The organism is Moraxella cuniculi (assembly GCF_900637105.1).
Taxonomy (GTDB): domain Bacteria; phylum Pseudomonadota; class Gammaproteobacteria; order Pseudomonadales; family Moraxellaceae; genus Moraxella; species Moraxella cuniculi.
In genome coordinates this window covers 809,014-833,158 of the sequence record NZ_LR134343.1, presented here as the reverse complement: position 1 = coordinate 833,158, position 24,145 = coordinate 809,014, and the positions used below count along the sequence as shown (strand labels likewise).

General features: G+C 44.5%; 20 protein-coding genes and 2 pseudogenes. 9 read left to right on the top strand and 13 right to left on the bottom strand.

Annotated elements, in window-relative coordinates; all coding sequences use genetic code 11:
* Positions 1–34 precede the first annotated feature (34 nt).
* Positions 35–656 (bottom strand): annotated as a pseudogene (locus tag EL162_RS03885) (IS1595 family transposase); the annotation flags it as partial.
* Positions 657–806: 150 nt separating this feature from the next.
* On the opposite strand from EL162_RS03885, the gene galE reads away from it, so the two are divergent.
* Together galE and EL162_RS03875 are read left to right on the top strand one after the other, a co-directional pair.
* Positions 807–1,823, top strand: coding sequence for a UDP-glucose 4-epimerase GalE (gene galE, locus EL162_RS03880; RefSeq protein ID WP_126330229.1), 1,017 nt, complete (start codon positions 807–809; stop codon positions 1,821–1,823).
* Between the two features lie 18 nt (positions 1,824–1,841).
* Positions 1,842–2,015, top strand: coding sequence for a hypothetical protein (locus EL162_RS03875; protein WP_197718995.1), 174 nt, complete (start codon positions 1,842–1,844; stop codon positions 2,013–2,015).
* Between the two features lie 47 nt (positions 2,016–2,062).
* Here EL162_RS03875 and EL162_RS10155 read toward each other — a convergent pair.
* From EL162_RS10155 to aroE, 3 genes and pseudogenes are all read right to left on the bottom strand, one after another.
* Positions 2,063–2,327, bottom strand: a pseudogene (locus EL162_RS10155) (transposase); the annotation flags it as partial.
* A gap of 218 nt (positions 2,328–2,545) precedes the next feature.
* The gene (locus EL162_RS09960) at positions 2,546–2,686 is read right to left on the bottom strand and encodes a hypothetical protein (protein ID WP_170161383.1); all 141 of its coding nucleotides are present in this window, start codon (positions 2,684–2,686) and stop codon (positions 2,546–2,548) included.
* Between the two features lie 171 nt (positions 2,687–2,857).
* A complete protein-coding gene (gene aroE / locus EL162_RS03870; RefSeq protein ID WP_126330227.1) occupies positions 2,858–3,649 on the bottom strand; it encodes a shikimate dehydrogenase in 792 nt (263 codons plus the stop codon).
* A gap of 148 nt (positions 3,650–3,797) precedes the next feature.
* Between aroE and EL162_RS03865 the strand changes: the two genes are divergently transcribed.
* The 5 genes from EL162_RS03865 to trxB all read left to right on the top strand — a co-directional run bounded on the left by EL162_RS03865 (position 3,798) and on the right by trxB (position 9,358).
* Positions 3,798–4,397 carry a hypothetical protein gene (locus EL162_RS03865; RefSeq protein WP_126330225.1) on the top strand — a complete coding sequence of 200 codons (600 nt, stop codon included), beginning with the start codon at positions 3,798–3,800 and terminating at the stop codon, positions 4,395–4,397.
* Positions 4,398–4,489: 92 nt separating this feature from the next.
* Positions 4,490–5,368 (top strand): aminotransferase class IV, encoded by an 879-nt coding sequence (locus EL162_RS03860; protein WP_126330223.1) that lies wholly within the window; start codon positions 4,490–4,492, stop codon positions 5,366–5,368.
* A gap of 368 nt (positions 5,369–5,736) precedes the next feature.
* On the top strand, positions 5,737–5,880 hold the full coding sequence (locus EL162_RS09955) for a hypothetical protein (RefSeq protein ID WP_169835314.1): 144 nt from the start codon (positions 5,737–5,739) through the stop codon (positions 5,878–5,880).
* Positions 5,881–6,087: 207 nt separating this feature from the next.
* Positions 6,088–7,908, top strand: a complete 1,821-nt coding sequence (locus tag EL162_RS03855; RefSeq protein WP_126330221.1) for an acyl-CoA dehydrogenase C-terminal domain-containing protein — start codon at positions 6,088–6,090, stop codon at positions 7,906–7,908.
* A gap of 502 nt (positions 7,909–8,410) precedes the next feature.
* The gene (gene trxB / locus EL162_RS03850; protein ID WP_126330219.1) at positions 8,411–9,358 is read left to right on the top strand and encodes a thioredoxin-disulfide reductase; all 948 of its coding nucleotides are present in this window, start codon (positions 8,411–8,413) and stop codon (positions 9,356–9,358) included.
* Between the two features lie 304 nt (positions 9,359–9,662).
* Here trxB and tuf read toward each other — a convergent pair whose 3' ends face one another.
* From tuf to EL162_RS03825, 5 genes are all read right to left on the bottom strand, one after another.
* A complete protein-coding gene (tuf, locus tag EL162_RS03845; protein WP_076554779.1) occupies positions 9,663–10,853 on the bottom strand; it encodes an elongation factor Tu in 1,191 nt (396 codons plus the stop codon).
* A 139-nt stretch (positions 10,854–10,992) separates the two neighbouring features.
* On the bottom strand, positions 10,993–13,119 hold the full coding sequence (fusA, locus tag EL162_RS03840) for an elongation factor G (protein ID WP_076554795.1): 2,127 nt from the start codon (positions 13,117–13,119) through the stop codon (positions 10,993–10,995).
* 146 nt (positions 13,120–13,265) lie between these two features.
* Positions 13,266–13,739 carry a 30S ribosomal protein S7 gene (gene rpsG, locus EL162_RS03835; protein ID WP_126330217.1) on the bottom strand — a complete coding sequence of 158 codons (474 nt, stop codon included), beginning with the start codon at positions 13,737–13,739 and terminating at the stop codon, positions 13,266–13,268.
* 119 nt (positions 13,740–13,858) lie between these two features.
* Positions 13,859–14,233 (bottom strand): 30S ribosomal protein S12, encoded by a 375-nt coding sequence (gene rpsL, locus EL162_RS03830; protein ID WP_003656377.1) that lies wholly within the window; start codon positions 14,231–14,233, stop codon positions 13,859–13,861.
* Positions 14,234–14,478: 245 nt separating this feature from the next.
* Positions 14,479–16,248: an EcsC family protein gene (locus EL162_RS03825; protein ID WP_126330215.1), complete on the bottom strand. Its 1,770-nt coding sequence runs from the start codon at positions 16,246–16,248 to the stop codon at positions 14,479–14,481.
* A 273-nt stretch (positions 16,249–16,521) separates the two neighbouring features.
* On the opposite strand from EL162_RS03825, the gene EL162_RS03820 reads away from it, so the two are divergent.
* Positions 16,522–17,754 (top strand): beta-ketoacyl synthase N-terminal-like domain-containing protein, encoded by a 1,233-nt coding sequence (locus tag EL162_RS03820; RefSeq protein WP_126330213.1) that lies wholly within the window; start codon positions 16,522–16,524, stop codon positions 17,752–17,754.
* Between the two features lie 103 nt (positions 17,755–17,857).
* A complete protein-coding gene (locus tag EL162_RS03815) occupies positions 17,858–19,273 on the top strand; it encodes an anthranilate synthase component I family protein (protein WP_126330211.1) in 1,416 nt (471 codons plus the stop codon).
* 139 nt (positions 19,274–19,412) lie between these two features.
* Here the strand turns inward: EL162_RS03815 and EL162_RS03810 are convergent, their stop codons facing one another.
* From EL162_RS03810 to EL162_RS03795, 4 genes are all read right to left on the bottom strand, one after another.
* The gene (locus EL162_RS03810; RefSeq protein WP_126330209.1) at positions 19,413–21,200 is read right to left on the bottom strand and encodes an aminopeptidase P family protein; all 1,788 of its coding nucleotides are present in this window, start codon (positions 21,198–21,200) and stop codon (positions 19,413–19,415) included.
* 313 nt (positions 21,201–21,513) lie between these two features.
* The gene (locus EL162_RS09950) at positions 21,514–21,831 is read right to left on the bottom strand and encodes a hypothetical protein (RefSeq protein WP_170161382.1); all 318 of its coding nucleotides are present in this window, start codon (positions 21,829–21,831) and stop codon (positions 21,514–21,516) included.
* 114 nt (positions 21,832–21,945) lie between these two features.
* Complete coding sequence (gene lnt, locus EL162_RS03800; protein ID WP_126330207.1) at positions 21,946–23,532, bottom strand: apolipoprotein N-acyltransferase; 1,587 nt, start codon at positions 23,530–23,532, stop codon at positions 21,946–21,948.
* 237 nt (positions 23,533–23,769) lie between these two features.
* Positions 23,770–24,075 (bottom strand): hypothetical protein, encoded by a 306-nt coding sequence (locus EL162_RS03795; RefSeq protein ID WP_126330205.1) that lies wholly within the window; start codon positions 24,073–24,075, stop codon positions 23,770–23,772.
* Positions 24,076–24,145 lie beyond the last annotated feature (70 nt).

Genomic DNA, 24,145 nt, shown 5'->3' with positions numbered 1-24,145 from the left:
TTAATAAAATAAATAATTGCACTAAATTAACCCAGATCCTACACCATTTTCTCAATACCTTAAGCTGATTATATGGTGCATCATAGTTGAATCTAAACTCACATTCCTTGTATAAACAAATGAATGTTTTTCTTGTCAATGCCATTATACTTTCTAAGTACTTGTTTGGCTTGTAACCAGAAGTTTTCAATGCCGTTGATATGATTGCAATCTTTAGAAAATTCTTTAGAATGGTTGGTTCTAAAATGCTTAAAGTCATTCACATCAAAAGCATGGTAACTTTTGTAGCTGTCAGTATAAATAATAATACTATCAGGCTTAACTTTGCTTGATATCTTTAACAACAACCACATAAACTCTATCATTTCGCTTTAACAAACTAAACGCAGCAGTTTTGCCACCAGCACCACGACCACGCTTGGCTTTACAGATGTCATCAAAATAGCTTTCATCAAGTTCAATTTCACCATCAAAGAACTCTTTGGTTTCTTGGGTTAAATGATAGCCTATTACAAGCCTGATTTTGTGATAGAATAAAGCGGATGAATTATACCGAATATCAAGTAGTCACTTGCTGTTCTGGCAGTAACTTGTGCCACAAAAATTCAAGCAAAGTTTTTAGGCTTTTTACTTATTTTACAATGGGTTATCTTTATAAGACTGGTATAAATAATATGTTTATTAATCTAATTTGCTCCTTTATTTTTACTCAAAGCGCCCCGAGCCAATGTTTTTTGTAAGTAACATTTAACTTTTTTTAAAAAGTTGTAGAATATCCACATTTTTACTAAAAAAGGAACACTTAAATGGCAATTTTAGTCACAGGCGGTGCAGGTTATATCGGCTCGCACACCGCCGTAGAATTATTGAATGCAGGGCAAGAAATCGTTGTGTTAGACAACTTACACAATTCCTCAGAGATTTCCCTTGAGCGTGTCAAACAAATTACTGGCAAAGATTTTCCGTTTTATCAGGGCGATATTTTAGATCGTGAAATCCTGCGTAAAATTTTTGCAGAACACAAAATTGACTCAGTCATTCATTTCGCAGGCTTAAAAGCGGTGGGCGAAAGCGTGCAAAAACCGTTGTTCTACTACGAAAATAACGTGGGCGGTTCGATTGTGTTGCTGGAAGAAATGCTCAAAGCAGGGGTAAATACCATCGTGTTTAGCTCGTCCGCCACCGTTTACGGCACACCAAAAACCGTGCCAATTACCGAAGATTTTGAAGTGGGCGGCACAACCAACCCTTACGGCACGTCAAAATATATGGTTGAGCGTGTGTTGGAAGATACGGTCAAAGCCAATCCGCAATTTAGTGCGGTGATCTTGCGTTACTTCAACCCCGTCGGTGCTCACGCAAGCGGTCTGATTGGCGAAGATCCGAATGGCATTCCAAATAATTTAATGCCGTTTATCAGCCAAGTTGCGGTGGGCAAATTGCCGCAACTTTCCGTCTTTGGTGGCGACTACCCGACCCCAGACGGCACGGGCGTGCGGGATTATATCCACGTGGTCGATTTGGCGATTGGTCATCTCAAAGCCCTTGAAAAACATCATCAAGACGCAGGGCTACATATCTACAACTTGGGCACGGGCGTAGGTTATTCGGTGCTGGATATGGTAAAAGCCTTTGAGAAAGTAAATCAAATTGCCGTGCCGTATAAAATTGTCGAACGCCGTGCTGGGGATATTGCTGAATGCTATTCCAACTCTCGCAAAGCCCTTGAAAAGCTTGGTTGGAAAACAGAACGCGATCTGGAGCAAATGATGGCAGATACGTGGAACTGGCAAAAAAATAATCCGAACGGCTACAAAAGCTAAAAATAGAGGGGAAAAACAATGACCGCAACCAAACCGTCCCTTTGGCAACAGATTTTTACCAAAAATATGTTGCTCTGCATTTTCACGGGGTTTAGCTCAGGCTTACCGCTTTATGTGCTATTCCAACTTGTGCCAGCGTGGCTCACTTCGAGCAATGTCGATGTCAAAACCATCGGTTTTTTCACGCTGTAGGTCAGCTCTCAATTTCGCACCATTTTCTAAGTACTTTAAGCTGATTAAATGCCATTGCACCTCCCAAGTGCTAGCTTGGCTTGATTCCATAGGTTTTCAATACCGTTAATGCGATTATGATCTCAATAAATTCTTTGGAATCATTAATTCTAAAGTACTTAAAGTTACTCATATCTAGAGCATTATAACTTTTGTAACTGTCCGCATAAACAATACTGCCAGGTTTAATTTTGCTTGTAATAATAGGCATCAGGTGTCAGCTTTGGTATCTTTTACGACAACAGTATAGGCTTTGCTATTGTGTTTTAAAAGAATTCTTTGGCTTCCAAACTTAAATAATGGTCCATCGCAAGACAAACTTTGTGATAATATAATATAGATGTATTCGCTTAAATGCCTATCATGTCAGTTGCTATTCCGACCATTACTGTAGCAGTAAAAATTCAAGTAATTTTCTTTGCTTGGATTATGTTCATTTGCAACGAGTTAGCTTCACATTTGTAGCATAATATTTCCAATACTAATCCATTTCAGCCCCTTAAATTATCAAATGCTTCATAAGGCTCTAATGTTTTGATATTTTTTTCAGCAAAATTAGACATATACCACTCATCAACAATGGGGTTTTGCTCTAAATCTGCCAAAAACTCATTGAATTTTGCAAAAAACATAATTAATTTTCAAACTTAAAATCAGTCTTTGTTCATTTCTGCTTACAACTGTATTTTATTTTGAAATAAAAATTGTATTGATACCAATGGAAAAATGGGCAAGCATCGGCTTACGGTGCATGTTCATGCTATTGGTTTTTTGCCATGATATCGTATCTTAGCCAAGGGCTTTTAGGGCAAGGTGATTTTATCCAAATCAAGCATCTTGCCTGTCCACAGTTCAAAAGACAGCTTGGCTTGCTGAATCAACATACCAAATCCATCAAAAGTTGCCGCCCCTTGATGCTGAAAATGTGCCAAAAATTCTGATGGCTTGCCATACATCATATCATAGGCAGCACTGGCTTGGCAATTGCCCAATGTCAATGTCTGACCTGTTGTGGTGGCTGATGTGGCATTGATAATAAGGTCATAGCGTGCCGTTGTCAAGTCTGACAATGGGCGTGCTGATAAGGCGGGGTGATTGAATTGCTCAAGCAACTGCCAAGCCTTATCAATGGTGCGATTATAAATATCCAGCGAGCAACCTGTGGATAATAGTGGCAAAATCGCCCCACGAGTCGCTCCACCTGCCCCAATGATGGCGACTTTTTTATTTGCCAAAGTGATTCCATGTGCTTGCAAATCGGCAACCAAGCCACGACCGTCAGTATTATCGCCATACAATTTGCCGTTTTTTATCATCAGGGTATTGACCGCTCCAGCATGGCGTGCATCATCGCTGATTTCGCCTTGTGATTGTACCAGCTGATGTGCCATTTGTTTAAATGGTAAAGTAACATTCGCCCCCTTACCACCCCCTGCAAAAAATGCTGAAACAACAGCGACAAAACTGTCAAAATTATCAGGACAAAGCTGTCTTTGATAGCAGATGGGCAGCCCAACACTGGCAGCGAAGGCGTGATGAATTTCTGGGCTTTTTGAGTGATTGATGGGGTTGCCAATGACGATAAAATGTTGCATGAGGGTTCCAGATAACTAAGCATCACCAGCGTGGCGAATGCTTTTAAAAATAAAGCAGTGTGCTAATTTTAGCAAAAAATCAAGCAAATGGGTGCTGATTGTTGTTATTTTATGCTACAATCATCAAAAAATATCTTACTGATTCGCTATGACAAATCTCACCAAAAACTCCTCTCATAAATCATGGTTATATCGCCGTCAGTTTTGGCTGCTTGCAGCGTTGTTGTTGGCGGTGGTTTTGGTGTTGTTTTTGACATTTCGTCCTGTGGGCAATGAGCAACTGGTTCAGGACGATGGCGAGAAAAAAATCTACAAAGCGGTGGTTTATGACACCAAAAATTGGCAAGTGGCAGGGGTGGCAGCCACAGATATCACAAGTCTAAAGTCATACATTGGCAGTACCGCAACCCAAGAAGAAACGCTGGATTTTTATGGCAAACCTGCCTCAAGTTTTCGCTACAGTGCCGCCCATGAGCCACCTTTGTATGTGGTTGAATCCGATGGTTTGCTAGAGCTGGTTTGGTACTATGCCGCCGCCAGTGATAATGAGCCAACTAAGTCATCTTCGCTTAATTTTGCCAAGCGAGCTTATTTAATGATGAGTGCCGCCGATGCCAAAAAGGGGACGAATATCGTTCATCAGATACTGCAAGGAGTGCCAATGGCAGAGCAGACCGTTGGTGCGTTTGAACTACTAAATGCCCAGTGCCAAGATTATCGTTGTCAGATTGTCTTAAGGCAACGCTGAGTTGTTGATGGGTCAAATTTTCAAAATAAATAATCATGCAAGATAAGGGCAAGGCTGTGCCTATGCGTGATTTGGTTTTTTGCTGATTAATTATGGACAAAATACAATTTTATCAATGGAATCATGCTACTTTGGATCAGTGCGATGACCGCATGGACGAGCGGGCATTTGCCTTTGGCGATGGTTTTTTTAGCACAATGGGCGTGTTTGCTGGGCAGATTATCGCCTTGGATTTTCATCATCAGCGTATCAATCAGGGCTTGGTGGCTTTTGCTTTGCAGCTGGATGTTGCGTTGTTGTTTGCTGAGCTTCGCCATTTGGCAACCAAAGTGCATCAGGGCATCATAAAAATCATCATCACCCGCCAAAAACAGACTCTGCGTGGCTATGGCTTTGTTGATGATGGCAACAATAAGGCACAAGTTTATCTAAAAACTTCGCCCATCAACACAAGTTTTGCCACAGGATTTATCCAAGATATACCAGTGCAAGCACCGATTCGCGTCATCACGCTGGGCAGTCAGCTCGCCCATCGTCCCAGTCGCTTGGCAGGATTGAAACTCATCGGTTGCACTGAGCAAGTGCTGGCACACGCAGAACTTTTGGCAAAGCAGGCGTTCGATGCCAGTATTGATGATGGGCTGGTTGCCAATGTGCATGGCGAGTGGATTTGTGCCACGATGGGTAATATTTTTTATCAGCTGTCAGATGATATTTGGTACACGCCACCTGTGGATAAATCAGGTGTAGCAGGGGTTATGCGTGCCAAAATCATGGCAAGCGGTATTTGTGGCGTGGTGCGTGAACGGGTGCTGGCTGATGGTGATTTGTTAAAAATCACACGACTTTTTATCACCAATGCGGTGCGGGGCATTACGCCAGTGGCAGAATTTAATATCACTAGCTTTGGTGATGATAAGCAGCGGTTATTAGAACCTATTTTTACACGCGATTGTTTTGATCGATGTTAAAAAGTAGCTGTATAAATCAGGCTCAAACTTACGGCAATCAATTTTTGATTGTGGTTTATCATCAAGGTGTGTATAATTCCAAGCAAGAATACTTGTAGCCTTATCATCAGCAAGGACATATCGTCTGTTATTTTGTATTCCATCGGGCGCACTGGCTGATAAAATTCCCAAAAAAATAAGATCATTGATTTATACACCCAAGAACATAGTAAAGTAGTTATCAATGAACTGTTTATTTGATTTTGAAAATTTTGGCTTTAAACCGAGCTTTTATTGAGTGATGATACAATACTGCTCGCCTTTTAACACCGCTGTATGGGCATCATACAACCTTTTTATTTTACAAGCAAATCCCATTAGGAGACATCATGAGCGACACCACACTGGCAGCCGATGGGCTGGATTTTGACAATTTGGATGATTTATTTAATGACTTTGACGGCATGGCGGTCGAAGGTGGCGTAGATAGTAGCAATGACGATGGCTGTGAAGGCGGTGCTTGTAAATTATAACCAAGCCAAACACACAAACAGCAATACCTGCGTCTGCTTCGGCGGACGCTTTTTTATAACCAAAAATTATCACAAAACATGATTTGTATGAAAATAAGTTATTAATAATCCGCAACCCTTTCCCAAAAGCAAAAATCTCTGTATAGTAAGGACAAGTTTTGGCAAATTGGCAAACTTTTATATCAACAAACAGCAAAGGAAAAAATCATGCTAACCTACAAAGCACCGCTACGCGACATGAAGTTTTTGATGAATGAAATGTTTGATTATCAAAGTCATTATCAAACCTTAAACAACGGTTCAGCCGCCGATGCCGAAACGGTTGAAATGATTTTGCAGGGTTTTGCCGGCTTTGCCGAAAATGTACTATCGCCACTGTACCAACCTGCCGATGCTGAGGGTTGTCATTTTCAAGATGGCAAAGTAACCACGCCAACAGGGTTTAAAGAGGCTTATCAGCAATTTGTTGAAGGTGGCTGGCAAGGCATCAGCTACCCTGAAAACTATGGCGGCATGAACCTGCCAATGTCGCTTAATCTCATCAAATCCGAAATGATGGGAACAGCAAACTGGCCATGGGCAATGTACCCTGGTCTGACCATCGGCTCGGTCAATACCATCATGCAATATGGTGATGAACAGCAAAAAAACACCTACCTACCCAAACTTGTCTCTGGCGAATGGTCTGGCACAATGTGCCTGACTGAAGCACAATGTGGCACAGATTTGAACCAAATGAAAACCCGTGCCGTACCAAATGACGATGGCAGCTACGCCATCACGGGCAGCAAAATCTTCATCTCGGCAGGCGAGCATGACCTAACTGAGAACATTGTGCATGTTGTCTTGGCACGATTGCCTGATGCACCTGCTGGCACCAAGGGCATTTCGCTATTTATTGTGCCAAAATTCTTACCAACTGCCACAGGCGAAGTCGGAGAACGCAACCAAGTTGCTTGTGGCTCTATTGAGCATAAAATGGGCATCAGCTCATCAGCCACTTGCGTGATTAACTTTGACGGTGCTACAGGATTTTTGCTTGGTGAACCAAACAAAGGGCTAAAAGCCATGTTTACTTATATGAACACGGCTCGTATTGGTACGGGTATTCAGGGCTTGGCTCATATGGAACTTGCTTTTCAAAATGCCCTGCCCTATGCCAAAGAACGCCGCTCAATGCGTGCCTTAAGTGGCACAAAAGAACCAGACCAACCTGCTGATGCCATCATTCATCATGCTGATGTTCGCCGTATGCTGCTTACCCAAAAGGCATTTGCCGAAGGTGCTCGTTCAATGATTTATCACACCGCCCGCTATGCAGATAAACTTGCCGAAGCCGTAGCAGAAGGCGATGAAGCAGAAATCAAAAAATGGGACGACAAAATCGGTTTCTTTACCCCGATCTTAAAGGGCTTTTTGACCGAATTGGGCATTGAGTCCGCCAAGCACGGTCAACAAATCTATGGTGGGCATGGATACATCAAAGAATCAGGCATGGAGCTGATTGCTCGCGATGCTCGCATTGCAACCTTATACGAAGGCACCACAGGCGTACAGGCGTTGGATTTATTGGGTCGCAAAGTGCTGCTGCAAGGTGGTGGCAAAGCAATCCGTGATTATACCGCTGGCATCATGAAGTGGTGCGGTGAATACGCCCTTGACAAAGATATGCGTAAATTTGTCTGGAGCTTGACCAAACTGTGTGCCGAATGGAACATGCTCACCGCCCGCCTATTGCTAACCGCACGCAAAGATCGTGATATTGTCTCGGCTGCCTGTGATGACTTTTTGATGTACTCAGGTTATGTGATGATGGCATATCACTGGGCTCGTATGGCAGCGGTGTCTTTTGATAAGCTTAAAAATGGTGGCGAACAGCCCAAGGAATTTTATCTTGCCAAAACACAAACTGCCGAATTTTATTTTGAAAAAATCCTACCAAGAAGTTCGGCTCATGCCGAAAGCATGACTGCACCAAGTGAGGTGATGATGCAAATGCAAATTGACCACTTCGCCTTTTTGGATTAATACAGCCAAGCTGCCCAAGTCTGTGATTTGGGCAGTTTTTCATTCATCATACAAACCCACCTTTGCCAAACCCTGCCATCGTGAATTATTCATCAAAGAACCAAGCCAACACAAAAACAACCCTCCCATCTTTGCCTTGTCAAAAGTAAGTTTAAGGGCAACGCTTCTTGTCTTTATGTTTTTGCTCCAAAGAATAAAGATGCCATAGTTGCAACCAACAAGCCAAAAACCAAACTAATAGTTATTGAAGCAATCTACCACAACAGATTGTTTGCAATAGGCTTATCAATGCAGTATCAACAGCCAGCTTTTTCGTAGGCAGGCTAAGTTTATGAATAGAATCTCTCAAACAGAGTTATTGTCATGATATTGCGACTTGACTGTATTGATGGCTTGTTATTTTTAGTGAGTTTGTGATAACTTATCGGTTTGGTTGGTGTGGCACTTGCAATTTACCAATCACACCTTATATATGTCTTATATTTTTATCGAAGGAATTGTTATGGCAGCCCATCATCAACTCATCATCTTAGGCTCAGGTCCTGCAGGTTATTCTGCCGCCGTCTATGCCGCTCGTGCCAACCTAAAACCTGTCATCATCACAGGCCTGCAAGTCGGTGGGCAGCTCACCACCACCACCGAAGTGGACAACTGGCCTGGTGATGCCTATGGTCTGACTGGCAATGGATTGATGGATCGCATGAAAGAACACGCCGAACGCTTTGGCACAACACTCATCTACGACAACATCACTCATGCCGATTTACAGACTCGCCCTTTTGTGCTGACAGGCGATAGTGGCACCTATACCTGCGATGCTCTCATCATCGCCACAGGTGCCACTGCCCAATATCTGGGTCTGGATTCTGAACAAAAATTCATGGGTCAAGGTGTCTCAGCCTGTGCAACTTGTGATGGATTTTTTTATAAAAATCAAAAAGTTGCTGTCATCGGTGGTGGCAATACTGCTGTCGAAGAGGCTCTGTATCTCTCCAATATTGCAAGTCATGTAACTTTGGTGCATCGCCGTGATGGCTTGCGTGCCGAAAAAATCCTACAAGAGCAACTGTTCGAAAAAGTAAAACAGGGCAATATCAGCATAGAGTGGAACCATGAAGTCAAAGAAGTGCTTGGCGATGAAATGGGTGTAACTGGCATAAAAATCGCCTCAACAATTGACAACAGTGAAAAGACCCTTGAGGTGATGGGTATGTTTGTTGCTATTGGGCACAAGCCAAATACTGCATTATTTGATAGTCAGCTTACCATGAAAGATGGCTATATCGTTGTTAATAGCGGACTTGATGGCAATGCAACCGCCACCAATATCGCAGGTGTGTTCGCCGCTGGCGATGTAGCCGACCATGTCTATCGCCAAGCCATCACCTCAGCTGGCACAGGCTGTATGGCTGCCCTAGATGCCGAAAAATACCTAGATGCCTTGAGTTAACAAACAGCAAAGCAAATGCCACTGTCTGATATCAGTGGCATTGTTATTTTGGCAGCTGATGATTTTGATAATACATTGTCCAGATTTATAATCGTGCAAATCACCCCAACAAACTTAAGAAGTTTTGATAATTAGCCCAAAAAGCAACTGCAGGACTCTTGAGTCTTGAAAGTAAAATTTATTAACAGTTGCAATTAATAATATTTCATTATATTTTATAAAAAATAATTATATATTATATTAATTATTACTCCAAGGCAAAAAAACAAGCCCCAAAAGGAGCTTGCTTTATAAGGTGTTGTGATTAGTCTTTAACAGTAGCAACAACACCAGCACCTACGGTACGGCCACCTTCACGGATAGCGAAGCGTAGACCTTTGTCCATAGCGATTGGGTGGATTAGCTCAACGCTCATCTCAACATTATCGCCTGGCATAACCATTTCTGTGCCTTCTTGTAAAGTGATGGCACCAGTTACGTCAGTGGTACGGAAGTAGAATTGTGGGCGATAGCCATTTAGGAATGGCGTGTGGCGACCACCTTCTTCTTTTGATAGTACATACACTTCTGCATCAAACTTGGTGTGTGGTGTGATTGAACCTGGCTTAGCAAGTACTTGACCACGCTGAACTTCTTCACGCTTAGTACCACGAAGTAGGATACCACAGTTCTCACCTGCACGACCTTCGTCTAGCAATTTGCGGAACATTTCAACACCAGTACAGGTAGTTTTTGCAGTTGGTTTGATACCGATGATTTCGATTTCGTCACCAACTTTGATGATGCCTGATTCTACACGACCAGTTACTACAGTACCACGACCTGAGATTGAGAATACATCTTCGATTGGCATTAGGAATGACTTATCGATATCACGCTCAGGCTCTGGGATATAGCTGTCTAGAGTGTCTAGCAGTTCCAAAACTGCAGGCTCACCGTATTTGCTGTCAGCACCGTTTAGGGCTTCTAGGGCAGAACCTTTGATGATTGGAGTGTCATCACCTGGGAAGTCGTAGTCTGATAGTAGCTCACGCACTTCCATTTCAACCAACTCTAGTAGCTCTTCGTCATCTACCATGTCGCACTTGTTCATGAATACCATGATGTATGGTACACCAACCTGACGAGATAGTAGGATGTGCTCACGAGTTTGTGGCATTGGGCCGTCAGTTGCTGATACAACCAAGATAGCACCGTCCATCTGAGCTGCACCAGTGATCATGTTTTTAACATAGTCAGCATGGCCTGGGCAGTCTACGTGTGCGTAGTGGCGGTTTGCAGTGTCGTACTCAATGTGAGAAGTGTTAATGGTAATACCACGTGCTTTTTCTTCAGGAGCTGAGTCAATAGCAGCGTAGTCTTTTGCTTCACCACCGTGATGCTTAGCAGCAACGGTTGCGATAGCAGCGGTTAGAGTGGTTTTACCATGGTCAACGTGACCGATGGTACCAACGTTTACGTGTGGTTTTACACGCTCAAACTTGGCCTTTGCCATGATGGTTTCCTCGTTTTGTGATGCAAATGGGAATACTCCCATGCATAGGATAATAAATCTATGACAATGCTACCCATCTGTTTATCTATTACAACAACAAAAAAGTAGCATTGTTGTCAATCAACCGATTGATAATGACTTATTCGTCATCATCTTTGGCGGTGAATTTCTTAATAATCTCGTCAGCAACATTCTTAGGTGTTTCTTGATATTTCAAGAATTCCATTGAGTAAGTTGCACGACCTTGCGACATAGAACGCATTTGGGTTGCATAACCAAACATCTCTGCCAGCGGTACTTCGGCACGGATTGACTTAGTACCACCAGGTAGATCGTCCATACCTTGAACCATACCACGACGACGGTTCAAGTCGCCCATGATATCACCCATGTAATCTTCTGGAGTTTCTACTTCAACTTTCATGATAGGCTCAAGCAGAGCTGGACTTGCTTGCAAGAAACCTTTTTTGAATGCCATAGAACCTGCCATCTTAAATGACAATTCGTCAGAGTCAACATCGTGGTATGAACCATCGTACAGGGTTGCCTTTACGCCAACAACTGGATAGCCTGCGATAACGCCATTTTTCATGCGTTCTTGGATACCTTTATCAACAGCGGCATGGTATTCTTTTGGTACAACACCACCAACGATTTCTTCGGCAAATTCGTACTCAACATCACCTGTTGGGTCAAGTGGCTCTAGGCGTAGCCATACATGACCGAACTTACCACGACCACCAGTTTGGCGAACGAATTTACCTTCAACCTCAACTGATGAACGAATAGTTTCACGATAAGCAACTTGAGGTGCACCAATATTCGCCTCAACATTGAACTCGCGCTTCATACGATCAACGATAATGTCAAGGTGCAATTCACCCATGCCTGAAATGATGGTTTGTCCTGACTCTTCATCAGTGCGAACACGGAATGATGGGTCTTCTTTTGCCAAACGACCCAAAGCGATAGACATTTTTTCTTGGTCTGCTTTGGTCTTTGGCTCAACTGCCAATGAAATCACAGGCTCTGGGAATTCCATACGCTCAAGCGTGATGACATGATCGTTATCACACAGGGTATCACCTGTGGTTACATCTTTCATACCCACCAAGGCAGCAATATCACCCGCACGGATTTCTTCAACTTCTTTTTGTTCGTTGGCGTGCATTTGTACGATACGACCGATACGCTCACGCTTCATTTTTACAGGGTTATAAACGCTGTCGCCTTGTTTTACCACACCTGAATATACACGAACGAAAGTCAAGTTACCAACATATTTGTCGTTCATAATCTTGAACGCAAGTGCAGAGAATGGTGCTTCATCAGACGCTTCACGAGAATCTTCGGTCTCGTCTTTGTCGTCCAAAATACCTTTGATTGCCTCAACATCGTTTGGTGCTGGCAAGAACTCAATAACAGCATCTAGCATACGCTGTACGCCTTTGTTCTTAAAGGCAGAACCGCATAGCATTGGCTGAATTTCACTTGCCAAAGTACGGATACGCAAGCCCTTGACGATGTCTTCTTTTGACAAATCGCCATCTTCTAGGTACTTGTCCATCAATTCTTCTGAGGCTTCGGCAGCGGCTTCAACCATGTTGGTACGCCATTCATTAGCTGTATCAACCAGTTCAGCAGGGATTTCACCATATTCAAACTTCATGCCTTGTGATGGCTCGTCCCAGATGATTGATTTCATTTCGATCAAATCAACCACGCCAGTGAAGGTCTCTTCGGCACCTACTGGGATTACGATAGGTACAGGGTTGCCGCCAAGTCGAGTTTTCATTTGCTCAACAACGCGGAAGAAGTTTGCACCTGTACGGTCCATTTTGTTTACAAAGGCAAGGCGTGGCACTTTATATTTATTCGCCTGACGCCATACGGTTTCAGATTGTGGCTGTACGCCACCAACCGCACAATAAACCATGCACGCACCATCAAGTACACGCATAGAACGCTCAACCTCAACGGTAAAGTCTACGTGGCCTGGGGTGTCGATAACATTGATACGATGCTCTTGGAACTGATTGCCCATGCCAGACCAAAACGCTGTGGTCGCAGCAGAAGTAATGGTAATACCACGCTCTTGCTCTTGCTCCATCCAGTCCATGGTAGCAGCACCATCATGCACCTCACCGATTTTGTGCGATACACCTGTGTAGAACAAAATACGCTCAGAAGTAGTAGTCTTACCAGCGTCAATATGTGCCGAGATACCAATATTGCGGTAACGGCTAATAGGGGTTGAACGAGCCATAATTTTTCCTAGAAAAATTCTGTTTAATTGGGTAAATCTGCCGACCGTCATTGCTGCAGTCAGGCAGATTTTTGAGTATTGTTTGGGAATATCCCAAAAACAATCGCAATATTTGACAGTGGATTAACCAATCCTTGCTCTGCCAATTAGAAGCGATAGTGCGAGAATGCTTTGTTGGCATCAGCCATACGATGCACATCATCACGCTTCTTGATTGCTGCACCTTTGCCTTCTGAAGCATCATTTAGCTCGCCTGCTAGGCGTAGTGCCATTGATTTTTCAGAACGCTTAGAAGCAGCATCGGCCAACCAACGCATTGCCAAAGCGGTACGACGGGATGGGCGTACTTCCATTGGCACTTGGTAGGTTGCACCACCAACACGGCGAGCTTTTACCTCAACGGTTGGGCGTACATTTTCTAGCACTTCTTCAAAGAAAGCCACAGGATCTTCGATGTTTTTCTTGGTGGCTACTGCTTCTAATGCACCATAAACAATTTTTTCTGCGACTGATTTTTTGCCATCAACCATCACATGGTTAATGAATTTAGCGATTGTTTGGCTGCCGAATTTTGGATCTGGTAGGATTTCACGGGCAGCGACGACACGACGTCTTGGCATAATAAATTTCCTTGTTCTTCAGGATTGTCTGGTATAGGTAAGGTTAGTTGCCTAACCAGCCTTACTGCACGACTTGGGTTTGACACACCAAACCCTTTCATGCAAATGATGTCTTAGGCTTATGCCTTAGGACGCTTAGCACCGTATTTAGAACGGCCTTGTTTGCGGTCTTTCACGCCTGCACAGTCAAGTGCACCACGCACAGTGTGGTAACGCACACCTGGTAGGTCTTTTACACGACCGCCACGGATAAGCACAACGCTATGCTCTTGAAGGTTATGACCTTCACCGCCGATGTAGCTTGATACTTCATAACCTGAAGTTAGACGCACACGGCATACTTTACGCATGGCTGAGTTTGGTTTTTTTGGCGTAGTGGTGTAAACACGAGTACACACGCCACGACGCTGTGGGCATGCTTGCAACGCAGGAACTTTTGACTTTTCCTTAATCGTTGTGCGACCCTTGCGGATTAGCTGGTTTGTAGTTGCCATAGGGCAATTCTCTCCCGTTGTTGTTAAAAATTCGCCATTGGGTAATACACCCAATAACGCAAATCCCCTTTTTGGGGCAATATATTATAGAGCCAAATCAACAAAACTGCAAGATATTTGCACAAAATTCATTGATTTTCCCTATCAAAACAGCATAGTGTCATGCAAATCCTTCTTGGCTTTAAGCTATTATGATTGGGACGGCAACAAATAAACCGCCCCAATTCTTAAACAGCTTAATCCTGCTATTCTTGGGTTTTTTCTGTCATACTTGCTTCAAGCAGGGCAATCTCGCCACTACCATCGGTAAAAGTTGCCAGTGCCGTGCCAATTACCTCATCAATCAATTGATTGTTATAATACGCACCGACTGCCACCGAGCCGATGGGCAGTAATTTATGCAGCCAACTTGAGTTTAGCTTGTCCAAATCAACAAATTTATCCAAATCGACAAATTGTTTGGCATAGGGCTGGCTTTCGCGATAACGATTTGCCAAAGCTGTCAATTGCTGCTTGACGCCTGTTTGTTGGGCATTGGCCAACATGGTGCTGCCCAGTGCCAAAGCGGTCAAAATCACTTGCTTTTCTTGCAATTTTTCTAAATTTGCCCCCGCCAAGATGCCATAGACCTGCTTAATGCCCTGTTTGCCTTGCAAAGGTTTGCCATAAATTGCCGCCACTTGGTATACCGTTTTTAGTGATACCATAAGTAGCCATGCCATATCTGCCAGCACGCCCTTTAAACCTGCCAGCCCTGCAACGCCACCAAGAACTGCCAAAGCACGATTTTGATGGGTAATATCCTGCACAAAACGCTCTTTTTCGTCATCACTTAGCGTTTCAACGATGGCAAATCGTGCATCTTGTTGCAAATCTTTCATTGCCCATGCATCCGCCCACTGGGCAACTTTCTGATAAACCGCCTCGCTTAGCGTCTCAAGCCGACCTGCTGGGATAAATTTATTGGCGAAATTCTGTGCGGTCGCTGCTTTGGCACCGAACAAATAATTCGCCACTTGTGAGCTTTGTTCATGAAACGCATCTTTAGCAAAGCTGTCCTGCTGTAGATTAACCGCTTGATATTGCTTATTTTTTGCCTGATTGGCACCATAGGCAGCCGCCAAATACGCACCCAATTTACCCAGTTTTGTTGCCATGCCTGTCTGCTTGTGCGTCTTATCATACGCCTCGCCTGCTTGCTTGGCAGCTTGTAGCGACTGTTCGGCAGAAGTCTGCCACGCTTGTGCTTCTTGCTTAACCGATTCGCTGGCAAGCGTAACCGACTCACCAAGCTCGGCAAGTTTTTCGCTGGTACCATATTTTTCGTCAAGTGCCTGCACTTTTAGCTCCAAAGTTGATTTGCCCTGCTCAAGCAAGGTTTGTAATTTGTCTTTGGTTGCTGCCACTTTGTCATGCACTGCCACCGACCCTGTCAAAACGGCCGCTTCTGTCTCGGTGCGAGCCGTGTCTATCGTTTCGCTGACTTGTTGTTTTAGCTCATCGCCAGCGTGCAACAAATCCGCCTTGGTCTGCTGTAGCTGTGTTTTTAGCTGCTTGGCTTGATTTTCTGCCTGTTCTGTCAATTGCTGCACCTTATTTGCAACCGTTTCTTGTGCACGATCGGCATTTTGTTTTAGCTCATCAATCCCCTCTTTGGCGGTCTTTAAAAGCTCATCTGCCCCATCAGCCGCTGCCTGCTTATGCGACTGGGCAAGGCTGGTTGCTTGTTCGGTTAAGTCTTGTGCTTGTTGCTTGACGGCTTCAAGTGGCTCTTCAGCTGCTGGTTGCTCATCTGCATTTTGCGATGATGGCTTAGCTTGCTGTGTTGAATTATCCGTCTCATTGCCCTCACTATCACGGATAATCAGCACATCAGAGACGATTTTGTTATCAATATTCACCTCAGCGACAATTTGTACATCATCATGCTCGGCAACCTCTTGTGCCAAAGCCTGCATTTGCTCATCGTGCTGATTTTTTGTGTGTGGTGCTTGTGATTTGTTATTTTTTGACATCGCTTGCTCCTTGTTGTGTCTTTGTCTGCTGATAAAATAGCCATGCAAATCATGCCTACTCAAATACCACTAAGAGTATCACAAAAATACAGCCACGCCCAGTAAAAATATATAAGATAAATGTTAATTTATGATACAAAAAATCCCCATCTGACATATGCTGTTGGTAATTTTTTGTGCTTTTTTTGGATTTATGAGAAAAAAGTGCCATTTTCTGTCAAATAATTTGTTACAATACCACCATTACAACTGTAAACTTTTATGGATTGAATTATGAAACGAGTGGTTATCACAGGTGCAGGCATTGTCTCTTGCTTGGGTAATGAATTACAAACCGTCAAAGAAGCCTTGCAAAATGGTCAATCAGGCATTCGCTTTCAGCCTGAATATGCCGAACGAGGCTTTAAATCACAAGTTGCTGGCAGTATTGACCACGACAGCTTGGACACAACAGGCATTGATCGCAAGCTCAAACGCTTTATGAGCGATGCCAGCTTATATGCCTATGTCAGTGCCTTGTCCGCCATAAAACACGCAGGGCTTGAGATGGCACAAATCGCCGACAATCCCCGAGTGGCAGTGGTTGCAGCCTCAGGCGGTGCCTCAACGCATGATGTCGTAACCGCTGTTGATGCCATGCGTGATAAGGGCTTGCGTGGTGTCGGTGCAATGGCTGTGCCAAAAATCATGGCAAGCTCCGTATCAGCAACTCTTGCCACAGGACTAAAAATCAAAGGGGTGTCTTATTCACTATCCTCTGCCTGTGCCACTTCCAGCCACTGCATAGGTCATGCCATGGAGCTGATTCAGCTTGGCAAGGCAGACATTGTGCTTGCTGGCGGTGGCGAAAGCGAGCATTGGACACAGTCATGTATGTTTGACGCCATGGGAGCGATGAGCACCCAGTATAACAACACGCCACAAACCGCAAGCCGCCCTTATGACACCACTCGAGATGGCTTTGTGATTGCAGGCGGTGGCGGCATGGTGGTGGTTGAGAGCCTAGAATCTGCCCAAGCTCGTGGTGCAACCATTTTGGCCGAAATTACAGGCTACGGTGCGACTTCTGATGGTGCTGAGATGGTCGCTCCCAGTGGCGAAGGTGCGGTACGCTGTATGCAGCTGGCACTTGCCCAAGCAGGGCTGGATAAGGTTGATTATGTCAATAGCCATGGCACAAGCACACCGCTTGGCGATATCACCGAACTAAACGCCATTGCGACTGCCTTTGGTGGCGTGGACAAAACCCCTGCCATCAGCTCAACCAAATCCATGACAGGTCATAGCTTGGGTGCTGTTGGCGTACAAGAGCTGATTTATTGCCTTTTGATGATGACGCATGATTTTATCGCCCCAACCATCAATGTCAATACACTTGATGATGGTGCCAAAGGCTTTGATATTGTTACCAGCACTCGCCAAACCGCTATCAATTCGGCAATGAGTAATAGCTTTGGCTTCGGTGGCACTAACGCCGCTTTGATTATTGAAAAATTCCAACCATAAGGCAAATGGCAAAACTGGGCAAAACTGGATATAATTATCGCAATATCCACAGCCTGATGGCTGAGTTTGCTCAGTTGGCTCGCTTAAGCTGGTGCAGTCTGTTATGTATAAAGCGTTTTTTTTAAGCCCATTGACCATCGCTGAACTGACAGCGTGCATCAGCCATCATTATCCAACATGGCAAGTGTGCTTTTTGAACAATCAGCACGCACCTGTGATTGGTATTTTGCCAAAAATCAGCTGGCGATTACAGGCACAAGATACAGCACAAGACTTTGTGCTAACTACCACAAAACGCCATATCTCTGATGATATTGGCTATCAACATGAGCGTACAAATAGCGATTATGCACACTTTTTGACAGTTATTGAAAACTACAGCCAGCAAAATTATCAAGCAACGCCTGCCAGCCCAAATGATGCGATTGTTTATCATGAAGGGCTGATGGGTTTTGTTGGTTATGACATCGCAGCTCATGCACTAAGTCATGACATTGTTGTGGACAATCGCCAACCTGCTGCTTTTTTTGGGCATTATGATATTTATATATCGCCGTGCGTTGGCGGCTTTGAGCTGATTGGTAATGACGCAGATTTGGGTATTTTGCCACAAATTGCCTCGCAGCTTTGTAAGCTGACACGCCAAGACCTGCCTACTGCCACTGCACTACAGCTGACCGCACTGTGGTCCAAGCAAGACTATCTTAATGCCTTTGAGCAAGTCCAACGCTATCTGCATGCAGGCGATGGCTATCAGATAAACCTTACCCAAGTTTGGCAATCAAATACCCCTCATCAGCGTGTGCTTGCTGCACATCTTCCTTGTCTGATGAGTATCAGCAATGCCCCTTTTGCTGGGTTTGTTGATTGTGGTGATTTTGAGCTTTTGTCCATCTCTCCTGAATTATTTTTTAGCTTTTATCAACAAGATGATGGCATTCATATCATCACCAAGCCCATCAAAGGTACTCGGCCGCGTGCAATCAACATTCAGCATGACAATCAGCTCAAAACCGAGCTTGCCACCAGCGACAAAGACATTGCCGAAAATTTAATGATTGTTGACTTATTGCGTAACGATCTTGGCAAATATGCCTTCACAGGCAGCGTCAAAACTCCGCACCGCTTCGCCATCGAAAGTTTTCACAATGTTCACCACATGGTCAGCACCATCACCGCCCATCTGCACCCTGACAATCACCCCTTGAGCGTCCTGTTTGGCTCTTTGCCCGCTGGTTCCATCACAGGCACTCCCAAAAAACGAGCCTGCCAAATCATCGCCGAGTTAGAGGCACTGCCCAGAGGGGCGTATTGTGGTACGCTTGGCTTTATCAATTTTGATGGCACGGGTCGATTTAATGTGCTTATTCGCACCCTGCAAGCCAATGCCAGCTCCGTCAGCGTCTGGGCAGGTGGTGGCATCACGGTGCGTTCTGATGCCTTGGGCGAATATCAAGAATGCTGGGATAAAATCAGCACAATTCTTGACGCCCTCCAGTCTCCCCAAAGTTCATCATAAGACTGCCTGATATAAACTTACATTGCAAGTATTGGCTTATTTGCCCTAAAATCCATAACCCAAACCTGATGGCTGTGCAGGTGCCAAACAGGCAATAAAAAACACCTTCTTGTCCACAAGAAGGTGTCAATCCAAACCATCACACAGGTTTTGTGCGTTCAATCAGCCACTGCTTGGCATCACCGTCCACACGATCAATCAGCTCATCATGGACACGCTGGTGATACGCATTGAGCCAGTGTTTTTCTGCCTCTGTTAATAACTCTGGCAAAATCAGACGAGTATCAAATGGGCACAAAGTCAAATCATCAAACTTCAAAAACACCCCAAACTCATTTTCGTACGCCACAGTATGCACCACGCAATTTTCTAAACGAATGCCCCATTTGCCTTCACGATACAGCCCCGGCTCGTTGGTTGTTACCATGCCACGCTTGAGTACACGCTCGGGCGTTTGTTGGGCAAGTACCGATATCACTTGTGGGTCTTCATGCACATTCATAAAATACCCCACCCCATGCCCTGTGCCATGGCGATAATCCAGACCACAACTCCATAAATGTATGCGTGCCAATGCATCAATATGTGCCGATGGCAAATTTTCTGGGAAATACGCCTGTGCCAAGCCAATATGTGCCTTTAGCACATAGGTTACATCTTGTTTTTGTTCATGACTGACCTGCCCCACACCTGCCACACGGGTAATGTCGGTTGTGCCATTATAATACTGCCCGCCTGAATCAATCAGCAGCAAGCCATCGCCCTCGATGACACTGTGATTATCCGCTGTGGCACTATAATGGACGATGGCACCGTTGGCATTAAACCCTGCGATGGTATTAAAACTTGCTGACACATGGTCTGGCTGACGGCTGCGTGCTTGGTTTAGCATTGTATCAATATCAAGCTCAGTTATCGTCTCGCCTGCTGCAAGTTTTTTCTCAAACTCAGCAAAAAACTCGCACAACGCCGCCCCATCTTGTCGCATTGCCTCGCGAATATGAGCAATGTCCGCCTCGGATTTGATGGATTTTAATAGCGTTGAAGGATTAATGCCATGGGCAAGCTGTGCTGAATTTGATGTCAGTGTGCCAACCGCCACACGGCTCGGATCTATCAGCAGCACACCCGAAACCTCTGCCAAAGCTGCAGCAACCGCATCATAATCCGCCACACCAACACCAGCTTGCGTAAGTGTATCAATGATGACATCGGACAGTTTGTCTTGATGCACAAACAAAGTCGCCTTTTGCTCATCAATCAACAAATGCGACAAAAATACAGGGTTAAACTCAACATCCGACCCTCGCAAATTCAATATCCACGCAATATCATCTAGGCTACAAACCAGATGATGGCTCGCTCCCTTTTCTGCCATCACCTGACGCACTTTGGCAAGTTTGCCCGTGATACTGGTATCAACAAATTTGTCAGGGTGCTGATAAATCGGCTGCATTGGTAGGCTTGGACGGTCATGCCAAATTTGTGCCAAAATATCAATATCTGTTACCAAAGTAATATTTTTGTCAGCAAAAGCTGTCTTTAGCTCTTTGGCGGCACTCACCGACAATACATTGCCATCGATGGCAACTTTTGCACCTTGGGGCAAATGCTCTGCCAAAAATACAGCATAAGTCGGATCAACTTGTATTTTTTTTAGTTCAATACCTGTGCCAGCAAGCTGCATGGGAGCCTGCACCCAATAACGGCTATCCGTCCACAATCCTGCAAAGTCCTGCAAAACCACCAAAGTCCCCATTGAACCTGTAAAGCCAGACAGCCAGCTACGACCCTGCCAATACTCTGGCAGATATTCTGACATATGCGGATCGGCAGAAGGGATAATCAAAGCATCTACGCCATGCTGTTTCATCAGTTGGCGTGCTTGTTGCAGTCGCTCTAGGCGTACTTGGGCTGAATCAATCATGTCTCGTCCTTAAAATTTACTTGGGTTAAAGCTATCAACTCTTGCTAGTTTAGCACAGAAATCCTAAGCTGATAATAGATATTTTGGTGCCAATGGTATAATTTTCAACCATGATTTGACACCAATTTGGCAACTTTATAAAGTTTCATCATGCAAATAACAATACCATTTGTCAATTATGCCAATCAAGCAAGATATACTGTCAAATTTGACATCAATCCCAAGCCTTGGCTCTACTTGCCACAACTGAATAAATCATAGATACAAAAAAACCAAGCATAGCGGATATGCTTGGTTTTGTAGATATTGCAGATTATTTTTTTGCTTCTGCTGGCTGTGCTGCCGCATCTTCTGCTCCAGCCGCTGCATCAGCCTTTGGCTGTTCGGTTGCTGCCTGTTCTGGCTGGGTGGCTGCTGGCTGCTCGGTCGTGGCTGGCTGTGCCGCTGGGGCTTCGGCTGCTGGCTCGGCAGTCTGTTCTGTAGCTACCTGCTCTTTGGCAGGATGCTCGCCTGCAGGTCGTAACCATGCCGATATCGCAATACCACCAATCATCACAAGCAGTAGTACGATACCAACAAGCGTCATCACCGATTCTTTTACTGGGTTGTTTTCTGAAGCATCATGTGCCATAAATTACCTGCCTAATTTTAACTGGTGTGAAGTTTGAAATAAATTTTCTCTATTATATAACAAATTACTGCTTTTTGTACAATTCCTTCAAAAAATTAAGGGTATTTAGCACAATTAGCGATCTGCCACGCCTTTTGCGGTATAAAATTTTTCACGCTTGGCGGTGGTTTTGCTCATCTTGGCAGCAACCATACTAAGCACAATCAGCACAGCCGCCAATACCAAAACAGGATAATATCCCCACAGCATATATGGCGTTTTACCAACAAAACTTGGTACATCGCCACGCAATACGCCCCGCTCAAACTGTGGCAATCTGCTGACAATCCGCCCTTTTTGGTCAATCAGTGCCGTTACTCCATTGTTGGTAGCACGCACAAACCAACGCCCCATCTCAAGAGAACGCATCTGCACCATTTGCAAATGCTGAATCGGCCCTGCCGAAGTGCCAAACCATGCGTCATTGGACACAGTTAATAAAAAATCACTGCCAAGTGCATTGCGGCGAGTGGTATTTGGATAAGCAACTTCATAACAAATCGCCGTGCCAAGTTTCTGCCCATTGGCAACCAATAACGGCTGGGTGGCATCACCACGGCTTAAGCCTGTCATATCCATACCTTCCAAACCTGGCAAAATATTTAATAAGCCACCAAACGGAATATATTCACCAAATGGTACAAGCTGCTGTTTTTGATACACCAGTGGCTGTTTGCCATCAAACAACATGACGCTGTTATACAGCTTTGGCACATCGGCAACATCATCAGGCAGCAAACGGTACACAATACCTGTAATCCATGTGCTGCCAGCAGCATTGGCTTGTGCAGAGATGGCTGCAGTGTCCGCCTCGGCATCATCTTGTAACATAGGAATTGCCGTTTCTGGCCAAATCACCAAATCACGCCCCCATTCAGCCTGCGACAGCCCTGCATAAATCCCCAAGGTCTGCACACCAACGCCCTCACGCCATTTTAAGTCTTGAGGGATATTGCCCTGTACAAGCGAAACGCTGGTGGTTGTGCCTGTTGGCTTAGTCCAAGCAATATCAAGCAGCGAAATAGCCACCGTCAGCAACAACAAAGTCGCCGAAATCACAAAATATCCTGCTTTTTTGCGAATTAACTCAACGCCAGAGGCTGCCAACAGCACCGCCAAAAACGACAGACCAAAGACGCCAAAAATCGGAGCAATGCCATTTAACCAACCAACTTCGGTGAATGCATAACCAACAAACAGCCAAGGAAAACCTGTCAAAAGCCAAGTTTTTAGCCATTCTTGTACGACCCATAACCCTGCAAACGACAGTGGTTGTTTGGCAGTAAAGCGTGCAAAAATCCACGACATCACCGCATGAAACAGCCCCATGATGATTGCCATGATACCAATCAACACAACCGACAGTGTTGGTGAGACATTGCCGTATTGGTTAATGGAAGTGTACAACCAAAATCCACCAACCGCCCAAGTGCCAAAGCCATAAATTTCCCCAAGCCAAAATGCCTGTCTGCTGTTTTTGGCAACGCTCAGCAATGCATACAAAACAGCAGGGGAAAGAACTGCCAAGGGGTATAAATAATACGGTGCCAAAGCAAAGCTAAAAATCGCACCAGCAAATAATGCAATCAAGCACAAAACCACATAAGGAAACTTCGGGCTTGATTGGGTGGATTTTTGGGCTGTTTGGAAAATTCGTGTCATGACAATCCGCCATTAAAATATAAGTCTACTACCAATAAATCACATCTAATGATGCACCAATACGCAAGATTATTAATCAAACCAAAACAAATCATTTTAGCATAATTTTTGGCTACTTGCGAAAAACACCGCCTATCGCTAAGCGGTGTTTGGTCAATCTTCATACAATCAAAACGACCATGCAAAGTGTATGTATTTGATGGTATCTGTTAAGGTTTAAATGCCATGCGGTTAAGATTATGGACCTTCTTGCACTTCTGCATCTTTTGTGGCGGTATCAGCAGTTTCGTCAATTTCTATCACTTCGGCAATTTGCGTCTCTTCGCCTTCTTCTTGTGCCTCAAATGCCTCTGGTACTGCCAGCTCAACCGATTCTGTACTCTCGTCCACCTTTGCCACAATCATCGGCTCGGCAGGTTCGGCAGACATTGGCACTTCTTTTTCTTCGGCAGGTTCGGCGGTAGCTTCTTCGGTTTTTTGGGCACACGCTGTCAGCATCAGCACGCCTGCAAGCATCGCAATTTGCCAAAATGCTTTTTTCATTATTTTGCTCCTTTGTTTTGATAAATATGCAATACGATTATCTGCACATTTATTGGCAAATAAACCGCCT

Excerpts from the sequence above, each read along its gene's own strand:
- EL162_RS09960 (WP_170161383.1), bottom strand. The coding sequence starts at position 2,686 with ATGTTTTTTGCAAAATTCAATGAGTTTTTGGCAGATTTAGAGCAAAAC.
- EL162_RS03810 (WP_126330209.1), bottom strand. The coding sequence starts at position 21,200 with ATGATTGATTCAGCCCAAGTACGCCTAGAGCGACTGCAACAAGCACGC.
- EL162_RS03815 (WP_126330211.1), top strand. The coding sequence starts at position 17,858 with ATGTATAAAGCGTTTTTTTTAAGCCCATTGACCATCGCTGAACTGACA.
- EL162_RS03795 (WP_126330205.1), bottom strand. The coding sequence starts at position 24,075 with ATGAAAAAAGCATTTTGGCAAATTGCGATGCTTGCAGGCGTGCTGATG.
- EL162_RS03855 (WP_126330221.1), top strand. The coding sequence starts at position 6,088 with ATGCTAACCTACAAAGCACCGCTACGCGACATGAAGTTTTTGATGAAT.
- rpsL (WP_003656377.1), bottom strand. The coding sequence starts at position 14,233 with ATGGCAACTACAAACCAGCTAATCCGCAAGGGTCGCACAACGATTAAG.
- galE (WP_126330229.1), top strand. The coding sequence starts at position 807 with ATGGCAATTTTAGTCACAGGCGGTGCAGGTTATATCGGCTCGCACACC.
- EL162_RS09955 (WP_169835314.1), top strand. The coding sequence starts at position 5,737 with ATGAGCGACACCACACTGGCAGCCGATGGGCTGGATTTTGACAATTTG.
- trxB (WP_126330219.1), top strand. The coding sequence starts at position 8,411 with ATGGCAGCCCATCATCAACTCATCATCTTAGGCTCAGGTCCTGCAGGT.
- rpsG (WP_126330217.1), bottom strand. The coding sequence starts at position 13,739 with ATGCCAAGACGTCGTGTCGTCGCTGCCCGTGAAATCCTACCAGATCCA.
- fusA (WP_076554795.1), bottom strand. The coding sequence starts at position 13,119 with ATGGCTCGTTCAACCCCTATTAGCCGTTACCGCAATATTGGTATCTCG.
- EL162_RS03860 (WP_126330223.1), top strand. The coding sequence starts at position 4,490 with ATGGACAAAATACAATTTTATCAATGGAATCATGCTACTTTGGATCAG.
- EL162_RS03820 (WP_126330213.1), top strand. The coding sequence starts at position 16,522 with ATGAAACGAGTGGTTATCACAGGTGCAGGCATTGTCTCTTGCTTGGGT.
- EL162_RS09950 (WP_170161382.1), bottom strand. The coding sequence starts at position 21,831 with ATGGCACATGATGCTTCAGAAAACAACCCAGTAAAAGAATCGGTGATG.
- EL162_RS03865 (WP_126330225.1), top strand. The coding sequence starts at position 3,798 with ATGACAAATCTCACCAAAAACTCCTCTCATAAATCATGGTTATATCGC.
- lnt (WP_126330207.1), bottom strand. The coding sequence starts at position 23,532 with ATGACACGAATTTTCCAAACAGCCCAAAAATCCACCCAATCAAGCCCG.
- EL162_RS03875 (WP_197718995.1), top strand. The coding sequence starts at position 1,842 with ATGACCGCAACCAAACCGTCCCTTTGGCAACAGATTTTTACCAAAAAT.
- EL162_RS03825 (WP_126330215.1), bottom strand. The coding sequence starts at position 16,248 with ATGTCAAAAAATAACAAATCACAAGCACCACACACAAAAAATCAGCAC.
- aroE (WP_126330227.1), bottom strand. The coding sequence starts at position 3,649 with ATGCAACATTTTATCGTCATTGGCAACCCCATCAATCACTCAAAAAGC.
- tuf (WP_076554779.1), bottom strand. The coding sequence starts at position 10,853 with ATGGCAAAGGCCAAGTTTGAGCGTGTAAAACCACACGTAAACGTTGGT.